Origin of the sequence: Yinghuangia aomiensis, from assembly GCF_039542225.1 — a bacterium.
Taxonomy (GTDB): domain Bacteria; phylum Actinomycetota; class Actinomycetes; order Streptomycetales; family Streptomycetaceae; genus Yinghuangia; species Yinghuangia aomiensis.
Window position 1 is genome coordinate 60277 of sequence record NZ_BAABHS010000023.1, and the last position, 14608, is coordinate 74884.

10 protein-coding genes and 1 riboswitch are annotated in these 14608 nt (G+C 72.8%); of the genes, 5 read left to right on the forward strand and 5 right to left on the reverse strand.

Annotation, left to right across the window (positions count from 1 at the left end):
• Positions 1 to 3: 3 nt before the first annotated feature.
• From ABEA93_RS28265 to ABEA93_RS28280, 4 genes are all read right to left on the reverse strand, one after another.
• The gene (locus ABEA93_RS28265; protein ID WP_345678640.1) at positions 4 to 1281 is read right to left on the reverse strand and encodes an AAA family ATPase; all 1278 of its coding nucleotides are present in this window, start codon (positions 1279 to 1281) and stop codon (positions 4 to 6) included.
• Positions 1278 to 3413: a hypothetical protein gene (locus tag ABEA93_RS28270; RefSeq protein ID WP_345678641.1), complete on the reverse strand. Its 2136-nt coding sequence runs from the start codon at positions 3411 to 3413 to the stop codon at positions 1278 to 1280. Before ABEA93_RS28270 ends, ABEA93_RS28265 begins: the two co-directional genes overlap by 4 nt.
• Positions 3410 to 4606: an alpha/beta fold hydrolase gene (locus ABEA93_RS28275; RefSeq protein ID WP_345678642.1), complete on the reverse strand. Its 1197-nt coding sequence runs from the start codon at positions 4604 to 4606 to the stop codon at positions 3410 to 3412. The genes ABEA93_RS28270 and ABEA93_RS28275 overlap by 4 nt, the downstream gene beginning before the upstream one ends.
• Positions 4607 to 4773: 167 nt before the next feature.
• A complete protein-coding gene (locus ABEA93_RS28280; protein WP_345678643.1) occupies positions 4774 to 6252 on the reverse strand; it encodes a glutamate-cysteine ligase family protein in 1479 nt (492 codons plus the stop codon).
• Positions 6253 to 6548: 296 nt separating this feature from the next.
• Here ABEA93_RS28280 and ABEA93_RS28285 point away from each other — a divergent pair, with 296 nt between their 5' ends.
• The 5 genes from ABEA93_RS28285 to ABEA93_RS28305 all read left to right on the forward strand — a co-directional run bounded on the left by ABEA93_RS28285 (position 6549) and on the right by ABEA93_RS28305 (position 11390).
• Positions 6549 to 7400, forward strand: a complete 852-nt coding sequence (locus ABEA93_RS28285) for a polysaccharide deacetylase family protein (RefSeq protein WP_345678644.1) — start codon at positions 6549 to 6551, stop codon at positions 7398 to 7400.
• 180 nt (positions 7401 to 7580) lie between these two features.
• Complete coding sequence (locus ABEA93_RS28290) at positions 7581 to 8912, forward strand: hemolysin family protein (protein ID WP_345678645.1); 1332 nt, start codon at positions 7581 to 7583, stop codon at positions 8910 to 8912.
• Complete coding sequence (locus ABEA93_RS28295) at positions 8909 to 9895, forward strand: hemolysin family protein (protein ID WP_345678646.1); 987 nt, start codon at positions 8909 to 8911, stop codon at positions 9893 to 9895. The genes ABEA93_RS28290 and ABEA93_RS28295 overlap by 4 nt, the downstream gene beginning before the upstream one ends.
• A 406-nt stretch (positions 9896 to 10301) precedes the next feature.
• Positions 10302 to 10922 carry a hypothetical protein gene (locus ABEA93_RS28300; RefSeq protein WP_345678647.1) on the forward strand — a complete coding sequence of 207 codons (621 nt, stop codon included), beginning with the start codon at positions 10302 to 10304 and terminating at the stop codon, positions 10920 to 10922.
• 273 nt (positions 10923 to 11195) lie between these two features.
• Complete coding sequence (locus ABEA93_RS28305) at positions 11196 to 11390, forward strand: DUF5999 family protein (protein WP_345678648.1); 195 nt, start codon at positions 11196 to 11198, stop codon at positions 11388 to 11390.
• 125 nt (positions 11391 to 11515) lie between these two features.
• Here ABEA93_RS28305 and gcvP read toward each other — a convergent pair whose 3' ends face one another.
• The gene (gcvP, locus tag ABEA93_RS28310; RefSeq protein ID WP_425585139.1) at positions 11516 to 14332 is read right to left on the reverse strand and encodes an aminomethyl-transferring glycine dehydrogenase; all 2817 of its coding nucleotides are present in this window, start codon (positions 14330 to 14332) and stop codon (positions 11516 to 11518) included.
• Positions 14333 to 14474: 142 nt separating this feature from the next.
• Positions 14475 to 14607: riboswitch (glycine riboswitch) on the reverse strand.
• Position 14608: the final 1 nt, after the last annotated feature.

The window sequence follows — 14608 nt, forward strand, 5'->3', positions numbered from 1 at the left end:
CCGTCACCCCCCTCCGTGGAGATCGCCCATGACGATGTCGAGCAGGGCGCGTCCGGCGGCGTCGAGCGGGTCGAGGGGCGCGCCGGTGCCGTCGAGGAAGGCGGTGTGCAGGAGTTGGTCGGACGACAGGGTGCGGGATTCGGCGCGTTTCGCGAACGTCTCCACCGGGTCGCCCGGCCGGTAGGCGGCGGGTGCCACGCCGAGTTCGGCCCAATAGCCGGTGTGGCGTTCGAGCAGCATCTGCAGGTCGCGTTTGGTGGGTGCCTGGAGTTCGAGGCGCAGGCAGCGCCGGTGGAACGCGGCGGGGAAGTCGCGTTCGCGGTTGCTGGTGAGCACGACGACGGGGAACTCCGCGCACTCGACCCGGCCGCCGACGACCTCGACGCGCCGGTCCCGCGGCCCGGTCCGGTCGGCCGTGCGCACGAGGACGGACTCCTCGCGGTGCCGCTGGAGTTCGGGAATGTCGAAGGTACCGGTCTCGAAGACGTGCAGCAGGTCGTTGGCAAGATCGCTGTCGCCCTTGTCGAACTCGTCGATCAGGAGGACGCGGGGGCGCCGCCGCGGCACGAGGGCCTCGCCGAGCGGGCCCAGACGCAGGTAGTTGCCGATGTCCTCGGCGTAGTTGCCGGCGTTGTCGGCGATGCCGCCGCGGGCGAGGGTGAGGTCGTGGATGCGGCCGAGGGCGTCGTACTCGTACAAACCGTCGCGGAGGGTCGTCCGGCTGGTCACGCCCCAGCGGAGCACGGGTCCCAGATCGAGTTCGTAGGCGATGCTCATCGCGAGCGACGTCTTGCCCGCACCCGGAGGGCCGGTCACGAGCAGCGGGCGGCGCAGCCGGATGGCGGCGTTGACCGCGAGCAGGATCTCGGTGCGCTGCTCGGCGGGTAAGTGGAAGGTCCGGGCGACGTAGTCCTCTTGCAGGGTCGGCCGCGCGGCGGCCGGGGTGTCGGCGGCCGACCGGTCGACGCGCGGCGGCGGGTCGGCGGGCAGCGGCGGCGGTTTCGGACCGGCGCCGTTGGGCGGGGCGTCGGCGTCGCCGCGGGCCCCGGGCACGACGGCGACGGGGGCCACCGGGGCGGGCGCGACAGCAGGGGCCGCCGGGTGCGCGGCGACGGGGGCGGCAGCCGGCACCGCCGGGGGCACGGCAGCCGCGTCAGCGTCCGCGGGGATGCCGCCGAAGCGGCGCCACGGCGGCGCATCCGGCCACCGCACCGGGAGCGTGCGGGGGCCGCCGCTGCCGGGGCCGCGGTAGATGAACCACTGTTCGAGGTCGTCGGTCACTGCCGCCCCTTCCGCTGCGGGGTGCCGAGGCTGGGCCGCGGGTCGTAGGGCACGCGGAGGCCGGGCCGGTCGAGCACCAGAACCACTTCTTCGCGCGGCCGGTCCGGGGCCGCGCCGCGCGGCCACACGGGCCGTCGGCGCGGGTCGCCGCCGCCGTTGCGCCACAGCCAGACCCGTTCGGGCAGCTCGTCGATGCTCGCAACGCCGCGCAGGTGCCGACTCATGGCGCGGACGTAGCCGCGGCCGGGGCAGTCGCGGCCGCCCGCGCAGTCGTGCGGGCACAAGGTGCGGGGCCACAGGGCGAAGATGGCTCCTCCCTCCAGGACCTGGTCGACGCCGTCGGGTGCGCGTTGCTCGGCGTCGGCGGCGAACGCCAGCGCGGCGCCGATGTACCGCGATCCTTCCCACGACTGGAGGGGAATGTCGCGTGTGGCGGCGCCGCAGCGGAACCACTTCACCCGTTCGTGGATCCGACGGGAGCGTCCTTGGCCGATCTCGTGCATGAAGCGGCCGAACACCCGGCTGAGCGCGTAGCCGCTGGGGCCGCCCATGGTCCGCTCCCGGTCGCGCAGTACCAGGGCACGTGCCTTGCCCAACGGCAGCGCATTGCGTTCGTGGCCTTCCGGCCCCAGGGTAATGCGGTCGAACGCATAGCCGAAGAGCGAACGCGGGACCAGGATTTCCAGGACCTGCACGTATTTGTCACGCGGCAGGGCGGCCTCGGCGGCGGCGATCGCGGCGCGGAACGCCGCCGCGACGGGTTCGCCGAAGTCGATCCGCAGGTTGCCGAGCGGCAGTTTGAGGCCGTGGGTGCCCTGGTACAGCCAGGCGTCCACGCGGAACGGCCCGGGGGCTCCGCCCGTTTCGGCGCCGGCTGCGGCGACCCGATCGGTGGCGACGGCGTAGTCGACGACGAGGACCGGCGGTCCGGCGGGCGGTTCCGGCGGCCGGAGGTCGTCGGGGATCTCGTGCCACCACTCCTCGAACGGCGCGAGCAGTCCGTCGGCGGTGTCGCGGGCCCACCCGGCGAAGCCGGTGCGCAGGCACGCGCGGAGCCAGTCGCGCAGCACGTGCAGCGGATGGACGGCTTCGGTGGCGAACCGCACGTGGTCTTCGGTGTTGAAGTACACGGCGTCGCCGAGTTCCGCGAGGGTGCCGTCGCGCGGGAGGCCGCGGGTGCCGTGCAGCCACAGGGCGTGGCGCAGCGCGGCGGTGGCGAGCGGTTGCCCGGTGGCGGTCTCGTAGTCGCCTTCGAGCCGGTCGAGGACGTCCCACAGCGCCATGCGGTGCGGCGAGCCGTCGGGGACTTGGCGGTAGACGACGGCGGTGCCGGTGCCGGGCGGGCCGATGAGGAAGAAGTCGGGGGTCTGGCGTTGCGTCTGTTTGGACGCGGCCGCGCGGGCGAAGGCCTGCTGCACGGCCTGCCCGGCGAGGAGGGCGCGGGCGAGCGTGGGCTGTCCGTCGGCGGCGCGGTCGGCGAGTTCGTCGATCAGCAGGTTGGCGAACTTGACGCCGACGGCCTTCTGCCCCGCCGAGGCGGCGAACATCACGAGGGCGCGGCGGGCGGCCTGGTCGCTCGCGCCGTCGCTCAGGGGGAAACCGCCGATGTCCGGGTAGCGGTTCGGCTCGTGGTTGCGGCAGATGTCGAAGACGCCGAACCATTCGCCGAGCGGGCTGTTCTGCCCGGCGCGCTGCTGGCGCAGGTAGTCGTGCAGTTTTCCGACGTCCTGGCGGTGCGTGCTCCACATGCCGTCGTCGTCGAGGCTGGGAACCAGCGCGGATGTCGCGTGCGAGGTGCCTTGCAGGGTGTGCTGGCCGTGGCCGAGCCAGACGACGAACAGGGTTTCGCCGTCCTCGGCTTGCCGGTAGAACGCGCGGACGGCCGCTTCGTAGTCGGCGCGCGAGGTGTTGAGCCGGACGTCGACGCCGCGGTCCGCATACGCCTTCACCGCCGTCTCGTCCTCCGACCCCGGCTTGGCCGCCGCCAGCAGGGTGATGCGCCAGCCTGCGCCGCCGTCGAGGAGGTAGTCGAGGTAGCGGCACGCGGTGCGGACGACATGGGGCAACTGGGGCGGGTCGGCGCCGCGCGGCCCGAAGTATCCGTAGGCGACGACGAGCGCATGTCTGTTCACGGCTGCCGCCGGGCGAGTTCGGCGATGACGCGGTAGGTCTCCTTCTGCCCCCAGTAGCCGCTGTGCGCGTCCGGGAAGAGCATTCCGGTGTCGATCTGCAGGTCGGTGACGGGCACGTCGTCGCCGAAGTCCGGCCGCGCCGGGAAGCCGAGCAGGTCTTGCGGGCAGTGCGCGTTGGTCCAGCGCGTCGGCCAGTACGCGGGCGTGCCGCCGCGCGCCAGCGTGGCCAGCGCGCCGTAGCGGTAGAGCCGGGAGACCTGCGAACCGACCGTGAACAGCCGCACGCGCGGCCCGTAGTCGGCGCCGGTCAGCGTCTCGAACGCGACGATCCCGCCGAGGCTGTGGCCGACCACGACGACGTCGCCGTCGACGGCGTCGATCCGCCGGGCGAGGTAGTCGCGGGCGCGGGCGCCGTGCGCCTGGTAGACGAGGATGTCGCCGACGAACAGGTCGGCGCTCGCGTGGATCCTGTCCCGGTACTTGCGGATGCGCTTGCGCGAACCTCCGACATACGCGATCGCCGCACCGGCGATGGCGGCCTTCGCCCGCCCGCTCTGCTCGCGGCCGCCGAGGGTCTCCTCGAGTCCGTCGATCATCCCGGCCGGGTCGAAGCCGTCCGGCAGCACTCGGTGTTCGCCGGCCAGCAGGACGAACTGCGCGGTGAGCGCGCGGGCCAGGACGACGTTGCCGCCGGCCGTGGCGAACCAGTCCCACGCGTCGTCGCCGACCGAGGGATCGTCGTCGCCCGCCAGCAGCCGGGCCGCGGTGTCCAGCAGGGCCCGCGCCGGGACGCGCACGTCGGGGGCGTGGTCGTCCCAGGCGAACTCCCCCGGTGCGGCGAGGACGGTGTCGCGCACGTCCCGGCCGTACCCGGGCCCGCCGTCCTGCGGGTCGGCGGCCTGCGCGGCGGCGGTGACGCGGATCTCCAGCCCGGGGTCGGCGAGCAGCGACGCCCACGGCAGCGTGCCGTCGCCGTCGGGTGCCGGGGCGGGGCCGGCGTCGTCGTCCGGTCCGGGTTCCGGGAGCAGTCCGGCGTTGCCGCCGACGACGCCGCAGTCCTCGCCCCAGGCCGGGGCGAGGACGCGGTCGACGTCGGGGGCGAACGCCCGGCAGCCGTCTTCGATCAGCCGCAGCGTGTCGGCGAGATCGTCGGCCCGGACTCCGGTGCCGTGCACGAACAGAACCGTGGCCATGGCGTCCCCCGCAGACGTGGTGCCCGGCACGGCGGCCGGAATGAGCGGTCCGGTGTGGTGATCAGGTTAGCCGCACACGCGTCCCTCCGGGGTCGCAGTCGTGCAACAGGTCCGCCACACACGGTGATCCGCGGTCCGGTCCGCGGGTTTCGGCCGGGCATACCGGCTCAGGGCACCGGCCACGTGTGGACGGGTTCCCCGCTGCGCATGTGCTCGGCGTACCGGAGCGTCATCGTGCGCAGCGCGCCGAGCCGGTCGAGGCCGAACGCGTCGCGGGCGTGGTGGAACATCGCGCTCTGCCAGGACGCGCCGTTCACGCGGCGGATGCAGCGCTGCTCGATGATGCCGAGGTACTCGTCGCGTTCGCGCGGGTCGATGCCCCAGGCGTCCAGGCCGCGGTAGGCACGCGGCAGGAGTTCGCGCAGCACCAGTTCGGTGACCGGGACGCGGCCGAGGCCGGGCCAGGACAGTTCCGCATCGATGCCGCGCCGGGCCCCGGTGTGGAAGTTGTCGGTGGCTTCGGCGAAGGACATCCGCTGCCACACCGGGTGTTCGTCCTCCACGAGGGACCGCACGACGCCGTAGTAGAACGCCGCGTTCGCGATGATGTCGGCGACGGTCGGGCCGGCCGGCAGGACCCGGTTCTCGACCCGCAGGTGCGGTTTCCCGCGGGCGACGTCGTACACCGGCCGGTTCCACCGGTAGATGGTGCCGTTGTGCAGCCGCAGTTCGGGCAGGTGCGGCACGTCGCCGCGGTCCAGGGCCTCGACCGGGTCCTCGTCGTCGCAGATCGGCAGCAGCGGCGGGAAGTAGCGCAGGTTCTCCGCGAACAGGTCGACGGGGCCGTCGATCCAGCGTTCGCCGAACCAGGTGCGCGGCCGGACCCCTTGCGCGATCAGTTCCTCGGGCCGGGTGTCGCACGACTGCTCGAACAGGATCGGCCGGGTCTCGCACCACAGTTCGCGGCCGAACAGGAACGGCGAGTTCGCCCCGACCGCGACTTGCACGCCGGATATCGCCTGGGCGGCATTCCATAACGGGGCGAAGTTCTCCGGGGTGACCTGCAGGTGCAGTTGGACGGACGTGCACGGGCACTCCGGCGCGATCGTCGCGAACGTGGTGTCGAGCCGTTCGACACCGTCGATCCGCAGCCGGATGTCCTCGCCGCGGGCGATGAGGATCTGGTCGTTGAGCAGCGTGTAGCGCGGGTTGTGCGACAGGTTCTCCAGCACCATGTGCGCGTCGGTGACGGTCGGCAGGATGCCGATCATGACGATGCGGGCGCCGGCTTCGGCCGCCTTGCGGTCGGCGTAGTCGAGGCTGGTGCGGAGTTCCTCGGCGAGTTCGGAGAACACCGGGCCGGCCAGGCGGTGCGGCTGGATGTTCACCTCGATGTTGAACTGCCCCAGTTCGGTCTGGAAGTCCGGACTGGCGATCCGGTCGAGCACGGCGTCGTTGACCATGCACGGCAGGCCGTCGGCGTCGGTCAGGTTCAGTTCGATCTCCACGCCCATGAGCTTGCGCGGGCTCTCGAACCGCTGTTCCGCGAGCATGCGTTCGAGCGTCTCCAGGCAGCGCCGCACCTTGTGCCGGTAACGCTGCCGGTCGGACGGTGTGAACGCGATCTGCTCGACTTTCTCTCCCATCGGCGTACCTCCCCGTTGGCCGCCCCGGTCGGGCTGTCGGTCGTCCACCCTGGGGGATACCCCGCGGTCCGGTCGGACGTGCGCCCGATCACGCAACCATGTGCGGGACTCCGCGCGTCATCCGGACAGACGGGCCGGCCGGTCCGAAAGACCGCCGGGCCACCGCCCTTCCCCTGGGGATTTCGCGATCACTAGGGTGTGGGCGGCGTCGGCGGACTCCGTCCGCCGGCAGGCCGTCCGGGCATGCCGCCGGGGGGACGGCACCCGGAATCCACGCTCCACCATGGGGGGTTGCCATGTTCTCGTTGCCGGTGCGCAGCATGTCGTTCCAGGCCGCGGTCGCGGTGCTCGCGGTGTTCCTGTGCGGCTTCCTGGTCTGGACCGCGGCGGGGGACACCGTCACGTCCAAGGCCGCGGCGGCCACGCCGGGCACGACGCCGGACGCGACGCCCGGCGGCGGCGAAGGGCAGTACGAGGGTTCGACGAGTCCGCCGCCGCCGCTGGCCTCCGCGTCCGGGTCGCCGTCCGCGCCGCCGACGAAGGTGTCGTCCGCGGTGCAGGCGAAGCCGGGCCGGACCGAGCCGGGCAAGTGGGTGTCGCTCACGTTCGACGACGGGCCGTGGAACACCTACACCGACGAAATCCTGGCGATCCTCAAGCAGTACAACGTCAAGGCCGTGTTCTGCATGGTCGGCAACCAGGCCCGCGACCTGCCGTCCGAGGTGCAGAAGGTGGTGGCCGACGGGCACACTCTGTGCAACCACACGATGAGCCACGACGAACAGCTGTCGAAGAAGTCCCCCGACGAGATCCGCGGCCAGATGCAGCACGCCCTCGACGCGATCGGCAAGGCGTCGCCGGGCACCCCGGTGCCGTTCTACCGCGCGCCGGGCGGCGGCTGGTCGCCGCTGGTGCAGGAGACCGCGGCGTCGCTCGGCATGCGCTCGCTGGGCTGGAGCGTCGACACCGAGGACTGGAAGAAGCCGGGCGTCGACAAGGCCATGGCGACGGTGTCGAAGCAGTTGGGCAACTCCGGCATCATCCTCATGCACGACGGCGGCGGCGACCGGAAGATGAGCGTCGAGCTGCTGAAGAAGCTGGTCCCGCAGCTCATCGCGGAGGGCTACCAGTTCACCATCCCGGCCTAACGCCCTCCGGCCGGTCCGCGGCACCCGCGGACCGGCATCCGCCGGGCGTGGCATGTCCCGCCTGTACGCAATCAGCCGTAATCTGACCGGGTGGTGTCCGTTCTCGGACGCCACCCGGGGCCGTGCGCTTCGCCGGGCCCGGCACGGGGCCGACCGAGGAGACGGGCGATCGACGTCGCGTTGCCGCTGCTGCTGCTCGCCGTTCTCATCGCCGCGAACGGCATGTTCGTCGCCGCCGAGTTCTCCCTCATCACCGTCGAGCGCAGCCAGGTCGAAGAGCGCGCCCGCGACGGCGACCGCGCGGCGGGCCGGATCCTCAAGGGCCTGCGCACGCTGTCCTTCCAACTGTCCGGCGCGCAGCTCGGCATCACGATCACGTCGCTGGTCGCCGGCTACCTCGCGGAACCGGCGTTCGCCCATCTGGTGGAGCCCGCGGTGAAGGCGATCCCGGGCGTAGGCGACGCGCCGGCCCGCAATCTCACCGGGCCGCTGTCGCTGGTGATCGCGTCGGCCGTGCAGATGGTGCTCGGCGAACTCGTGCCGAAGAACGCGTCCATCGCCCGGCCGTTCCAGGTCGCCGCCGTCGCGGGCCCGTTCCAGACCGGGTTCTCGACCGCGTTCCGGCCGATCATCACCTTCCTGAACCGGTCCGCCAACCTCTTCGTCCGGCGTCTGGGCATCGAACCCGAGGACGAACTGGGCTCGGCCCGGTCCGCCGAAGAACTCATGTGGCTCGTCCGGCACTCGGCGACCGAAGGCGCCCTGCCCCCGGGCACCGCCCAGGTGCTGCACCGCGCGCTGCGGTTCGCCGACAAGCGCGCCGACGAAGCGATGACGCCGCGCACCGACGTGGTGTCCCTGCCGTCCGACGCCACCGTCGCCGACCTCATGGAAGCCGCACGGGACAGCGGGCACAGCCGGTTCCCGGTCCGCGGCGACTCCCTCGACGAAGTGAACCGTCTCGCGGTGGTCCACGACGCCTTCACCGTCCCGGCCGCGAGCCGCGCGACCACACCGGTTCTCTCGATCGCCCGACCGGCCGTGCTGGTGCCGACCTCGCTGAACCTCGACCGGGTCATCGAACGCCTGCGCGAGGCCCACACCCAACTCGCCGTGGTCGTCGACGAGTACGGCGGCACCGCCGGCGTCATCACCGCCGAGGACCTCGCCGAGGAAATGGTCGGCGACCTCGCCGACGAGCACGACCCGCAGGACGAGCCCAGCGCCCCGCCCCGGCTCCCCTGGGCCGCCGGAGGCGCGGCCCGGCTCTCCGGCCTGCTGCGCGCCGACGAGGTCGAGGAAGCCTGCGGCTGGCGGATGCCCGAGGGCGACTACAGCACGCTCGCCGGCCTCGTGCTCGCCCGCCTGGGGCACGTGCCGTACGTCGGCGAAGAAGTCGACGTGGACGACCGCCGCCTGACCGTCACCGCGATGGACAAGCTCCGCGTCGACCAGGTCGAGGTCGCGCCACTCCCCGACACCGCCGACGCCGCCCGGGACGGTGCCCGATGACCGGCCAACTCGCGCTCGCCGTCGTCCTGCTGCTCGCCAACGCCTTCTTCGTCGGCGCCGAGTTCTCGCTGATCTCCGCACGCCGCACCCGCATCGAACCGCTCGCCGAGTCCGGCTCCCGCCGCGCCCGCGTCGTGCTGCGCGGCATGGAGCAGATCTCGGTCATGCTCGCGGGCGCGCAGCTGGGCATCACCGTCGCGTCGCTCGGGCTGGGCGCGGTCGCCGAACCCGCCCTCGAACACCTGCTGCACAGCCCGCTGCACGCCCTGGGCCTGCCGTCCGGCGCCGCAAGCGTCACCGCCTTCGCGATCGGCCTGGCGATCGTGGTGTTCTGCCACATGGTGCTCGGCGAGATGGTGCCGAAGAACATCGCGCTGGCGGGCCCGGAGGAGTCCGCGCTGTGGCTGACCCCGCCGCTGTGGGTGTTCTCCCGGGTGACCGCGCCGATCCTGTGGTTCCTGGGGCACGTGGCCAACGGCTGTCTGCGGCTGTTCCGCGTGCACCCGGTCGACGAGGTGCGCAGCGTCTACACCGCGGAGGAACTCCCGGCGGTCCTCGCCGAGTCCCGCGAGCACCAGCTGCTCGACAAACGCGGGCACCACCGGCTGTCGGCGGCGCTGACGCTGCAGTCCCGTACCGCCGAACAGGCGATGCGTCCGTGGCCGGACGTGCGGACGCTGCCCGGCCCGGTCACCGCGGACGTGCTCGAACACGCGTCCGTCGACACCGGATTGTCCCGCTTCCCGGTGGTCGAGAACGGCAGGGTGACCGGCTACGTGCACGTCCACGACACCCTCGGCCGCGCGCCGGACGCCACCGTGCCGGTCCACCCGCTGCACACCGTCCGCGGCGATGCCACCCTCGCCGCGGTCCTCGCCCGCATGCGCGCGGGCCGCACCCACCTCGCGCTGGTGCAGGGCGCCGACGACCGGATCGCCGGCCTCGCGAGCCTCGACGACGTCCTCGCCGGGTTCCTCGCGTGAGCCCCGGCCGGGGACCGGCCGGACCTTGCCGCGACCAGGGCCGCGAGCCCGGATACGCCCCTGATCCGGCGCGATATCGCCCCGCTCCTCCCCCGCCCGCCGGGGGCGCCGCCCCGTGCGCCCCACCCGCTCCCCCTGGCGCATCGCCACCCTTCGCCCCACCGGCAAAAGCGCACAACCGGGCGAGTAGCGGACGCTTCCCACCAGGAAACCGCCCACAGTCCGTTACTTTTCGCATCCGTTCAAGTACAATGCGCTGACCGGCTTGTACGGTCGGTTCCTGCATGCGCGGCGCAGCACCCGCCCGGCCCGGACCGGCACAGCGGCTTTTTTCTCGACGGCTTTTTCTCGACCCACGCCCATCGCGGCGTAACCCTGGATGCTGTTTCAGAAATGAGGCGGTCTCATGGTCCTGCGTGTGCCCGAAACGCCCGAGCACGCCCGTGAGGCGGTGCGAGCCGTGCTCGCCACGCCCCGCCGGCGCACGGCACCGCCCCCGGACTCCGCGTTCGCCGGCCCGTCCGGTTCTCCCGACGCCGAGGCGGACGACGCCGACCCGGACGTGCCGGGCCCGACGGCCGTCTGCCCGCACCGGATGTTCGAAATCGACCTCGCCGACCTCGCCGCGGGCCGCGGCGTCGAGGCGGCGCGGCCGGTCGGCTGGCGCTGGCTGATCCACGAACGCGGGCGCACCGTCGGCGCCGTCGAGGTCGCCGAACCGGTCGGCGGCCCTCCCCTGGCCCGGTTCACCGAGGGCCCCTTCACCACCGGCACGGACGCCGCCGTCGCGACCGTCCGCAGCCTCCCGCACGTCGAACGCGGCTACTACGAACTGCGCTTGCTGCACATCCCCGGCCTCTACACGGTCGCCCTCTGGCTCGCCGACCTGGCCGGCTGGCAGGACCTCCTCGTGCCGCTCGCCCCGGCACCCCCGGGCGTGCAGCCGCTGCGCCCGTATCCGGCCGCGGAACTCGCGCACACCCTGGTCGCCCGCGGCGCGCACGTGCTCACCACGACCCAGGCCTGACCCCCCGCGCGGTCCTCGCACGCCCCTCGCGCAACCCTCGTATAGTCCTCGCGCGGCCTTCGCCTGACCCTCTCGGTGGAAACCCGGTGACGCGCTCGGGTGAGAACTGCGAATTCCGCTGCGGGAGCGCCTCCGCGGGCGGAGACTGGGATCGGATACGAGTCAGGTCGTGTCCGGAACGCACGTACGAACGCACGACCAACGCACCGGCCGGTCGGCAGGCGTCCGGCCCCATCGCGAGGCATCGCGAGAACACACCGAGAAGGTACGACGATGTGCCAGCACCAACCGCAATGCCCACCGGCCGACAGCCCTGACCGGGAAGCCGCCCACGTGGTCGCGGCCCACCCCGAGCAGGGTTGGAGCCTGCTGTGCAACGGAGTGGTCTTGTTCGACGACACGGGGGAACTGCTGCCGGACGGCCGCATGATCGCTCCGCACCGCCCGCGCGTCCGACTCGCCGCCTGAGGGGGCCTCAGGAGGCGTACTCCGCACCGCAATCCCCGCCCACGACGACGTGGGAGCGCCGGAGGGCCACACCCGATCGGGTGTGGCCCTCCGGCGTTGTCCGTGACGGCGGAGCGGGTCGGGGCTCAGCTCTCGTAGGCGTCCACCGACGGGCAGGAGCACACCAGGTTGCGGTCGCCGTATGCCCCGTCGATGCGCCGCACCGGCGGCCAGTACTTCCCGGCCGGCGTCATGCCGCCCGGGAACGCGCCTTCTTCCCGCCCGTAGGCGTGCTCCCACGTGTCCGCCGCGACCATGGCCGCGGTGTGCGGGGCGTTGACCAGCGGGTTGTCGTCCGCGGGCAGCGCACCGGCGCCGACCCGGTCGATCTCCGCCTTTATGGCGATCATGGCGTCGCAGAACCGGTCGATCTCGTGCAGGTTCTCGCTCTCGGTCGGCTCGATCATGAGCGTCCCGGGCACCGGGAAGGACATCGTCGGCGCGTGGAAGCCGTAGTCGACGAGCCGCTTGGCGACGTCGTCCACGGTCACGCCGGTGGCCTTGGTGATCCCCCGCAGGTCGACGATGCACTCGTGCGCGACCAGGTCCGCGGGCCCCGTGTAGAGCACCGGGAAGTGCGGCGCGAGGCGCTTGGCGATGTAGTTGGCGCTCAGCACCGCGACCTGGGTGGCGCGCTTCAGGCCGTCCGGGCCCATCAGGCGGATGTACGTCCACGAGATCGGCAGGATCGCCGCCGACCCCCACGGCGCCGCGGAGATCGGCCCCACGCCGGTCGCCGGGCCCGCGGTCGGCTGCAGCGGATGGTTCGGCAGGTACGCCGCGAGGTGCTCGCGGACCGCCACCGGGCCGACGCCCGGACCACCGCCGCCGTGCGGGATGCAGAAGGTCTTGTGCAGGTTCAGGTGCGACACGTCCGCACCGAACGCGCCGGGCTTCGCCAGACCGACCAGCGCGTTCAGGTTCGCGCCGTCCACGTACACCTGGCCGCCCGCGTCGTGCACGAGCGCGCACACGTCGCCGATGTGCTCCTCGAACACGCCGTGCGTGGACGGGTAGGTGACCATGAGCACCGCGAGGCTGTCCCGGTGCGCCTCGATCTTGGCCTTGAGGTCGTCGAGGTCGACGTCGCCGTTCTCCCCGGTGCCGACCACCACGACGCGCATCCCGGCCATCACGGCGCTCGCCGCGTTGGTGCCGTGCGCCGACGACGGGATCAGGCACACGTCGCGACCGGTGTCGCCGTTGGCGCGGTGGTAGGCGCGCACCGCGAGCAGCCCGGCCAGTTCGCCCTGCGACCCGGCGTTCGGCTGGATGGAGACCTTGTCGTAGCCGGTGACCGCGACCAGGGCGTCCTCGAGGCCGTGGATCAGCTCCAGGTAGCCGGCCGCCTGGTCGGCGGGCGCGAAGGGGTGGATCTGCGCGAACTCGGGCCAGGTGATCGGCTCCATCTCGCTCGTCCCGTTGAGCTTCATGGTGCACGAGCCGAGCGGGATCATGCCGCGGTCGAGCGCGTAGTCCTTGTCGGCGAGGCCGCGCAGGTAGCGCAGCATGTCCGTCTCCGAGCGGTGCGCGTGGAAGACCGGGTGGGCCAGGTAGTCGTCGGTGCGCAGCAGCCCCTCGGGCAGCGCGTCCGGAGTGGCCTCGTCCAGCGCCGCGACGTCCTGCCCGGCGACGCCGAAGGCACGCCACACGGCGGCGAGGTCCTCGCGGGTGGTGGTCTCGTCGCAGCTGATCGACACGTGGTCGTCGTCGGCCTGGTACACGTTGACGCCTTCGCCGCGCGCCGACTCGCGCACCGCGGCCGCCCGGCCCGGGACACGGACGTGCACGGTGTCGAAGAACGCGCCGTGCGCGACCTCGACCCCGCCCGCGCGCAGCCCGGCGGCCAGCACCGCGGCGTACCGGTGGGTGCGGCGGGCGATCGCAGCAAGGCCCTCGGGGCCGTGGTAGACCGCGTACATGCCGGCCATGACGGCGAGCAGCACCTGCGCGGTACAGATGTTGCTGGTGGCCTTCTCCCGGCGGATGTGCTGCTCGCGGGTCTGGAGCGCGAGGCGGTAGGCCTGGTCGCCCGCGGCGTCGACGGAGACGCCCACGAGGCGGCCGGGCAGCGAACGGGCGAGCTTGTCGCGGACCGCCATGTAGCCGGCGTGCGGGCCGCCGAAGCCCATCGGCACGCCGAACCGCTGGGTGGTGCCGACGGCGATGTCGGCGTCCATGCTGCCGGGCGAGGCGAGCAGGGTGAGCGCGAGCAGGTCGGCGGCGACCGCGACGAGCGCCCCGCGGCCGTGCGCGTCCGCGATGAGCGGCGCGAGGTCGCGCACCCGGCCGTCGGCACCCGGGTACTGGAGCAGCGCACCGAAGAACTCGCCCTCGGGCAGCCCCGCGGAGGTGTCCGCGACGACGACGTCGATGCCGAGCGCCTCGGCACGCGTCCGCACCACGGCGATCGTCTGCGGCAGACACGCCGCGTCCACGACGAACACGTTGCTCTTGGCCCGTCCGGCGCGGCGCGCGAGCGTCATGGCCTCGGCGGCGGCGGTGCCTTCGTCGAGCAGCGACGCGCCCGAGACCGGGAGGCCGGTGAGGTCGGCGACCATGGTCTGGAAGTTCAGCAGCGCTTCGAGGCGGCCCTGCGAGATCTCCGGCTGGTAGGGCGTGTAGGCCGTGTACCAGGCCGGGTTCTCCAGCACGTTGCGGGTGATGACCGGCGGCGTGTGGGTGCCGTAGTACCCGAGGCCGATCATCGGCCGCAGCACGGTGTTGCGCGACGCGAGGGCGCGGAGCTGCTCGTGCACGTCGGCCTCGGTGACCGCGGCGGGCAGGTCGAGCGCCTCGAGGGTGCGGATGGCGCCGGGGACGGCGGCGTCGGTCAGCTCGTCGAGCGAGCCGTAGCCGACGTGCGCCAGCATCTTGGCCTGCTCGTCGGCATCCGGGCCGATGTGCCGGGTGGTGAACGGCGACGCGGCCTCGAGCGCGGCGAGGCTGCCGGGACCGGACGCGTGGTGCGATGACGACGAGCTCACGTGGAGGCCTCCAGTGTCGCGGAGGAGACCGCGCGGGTCGCGCGACCTCTCTGCCTCCCCCTCTGTCATCGATACCTGAGAGCTTCACCCGGGCGCCGCAGAAACGCGGAACGGGTTTTCACCGTCGGTGAGCCCCGGCCGCACTCCGCCGGAAAACCGGCGGAACCCGAACGGGACTGCTTTCCAGAGTGC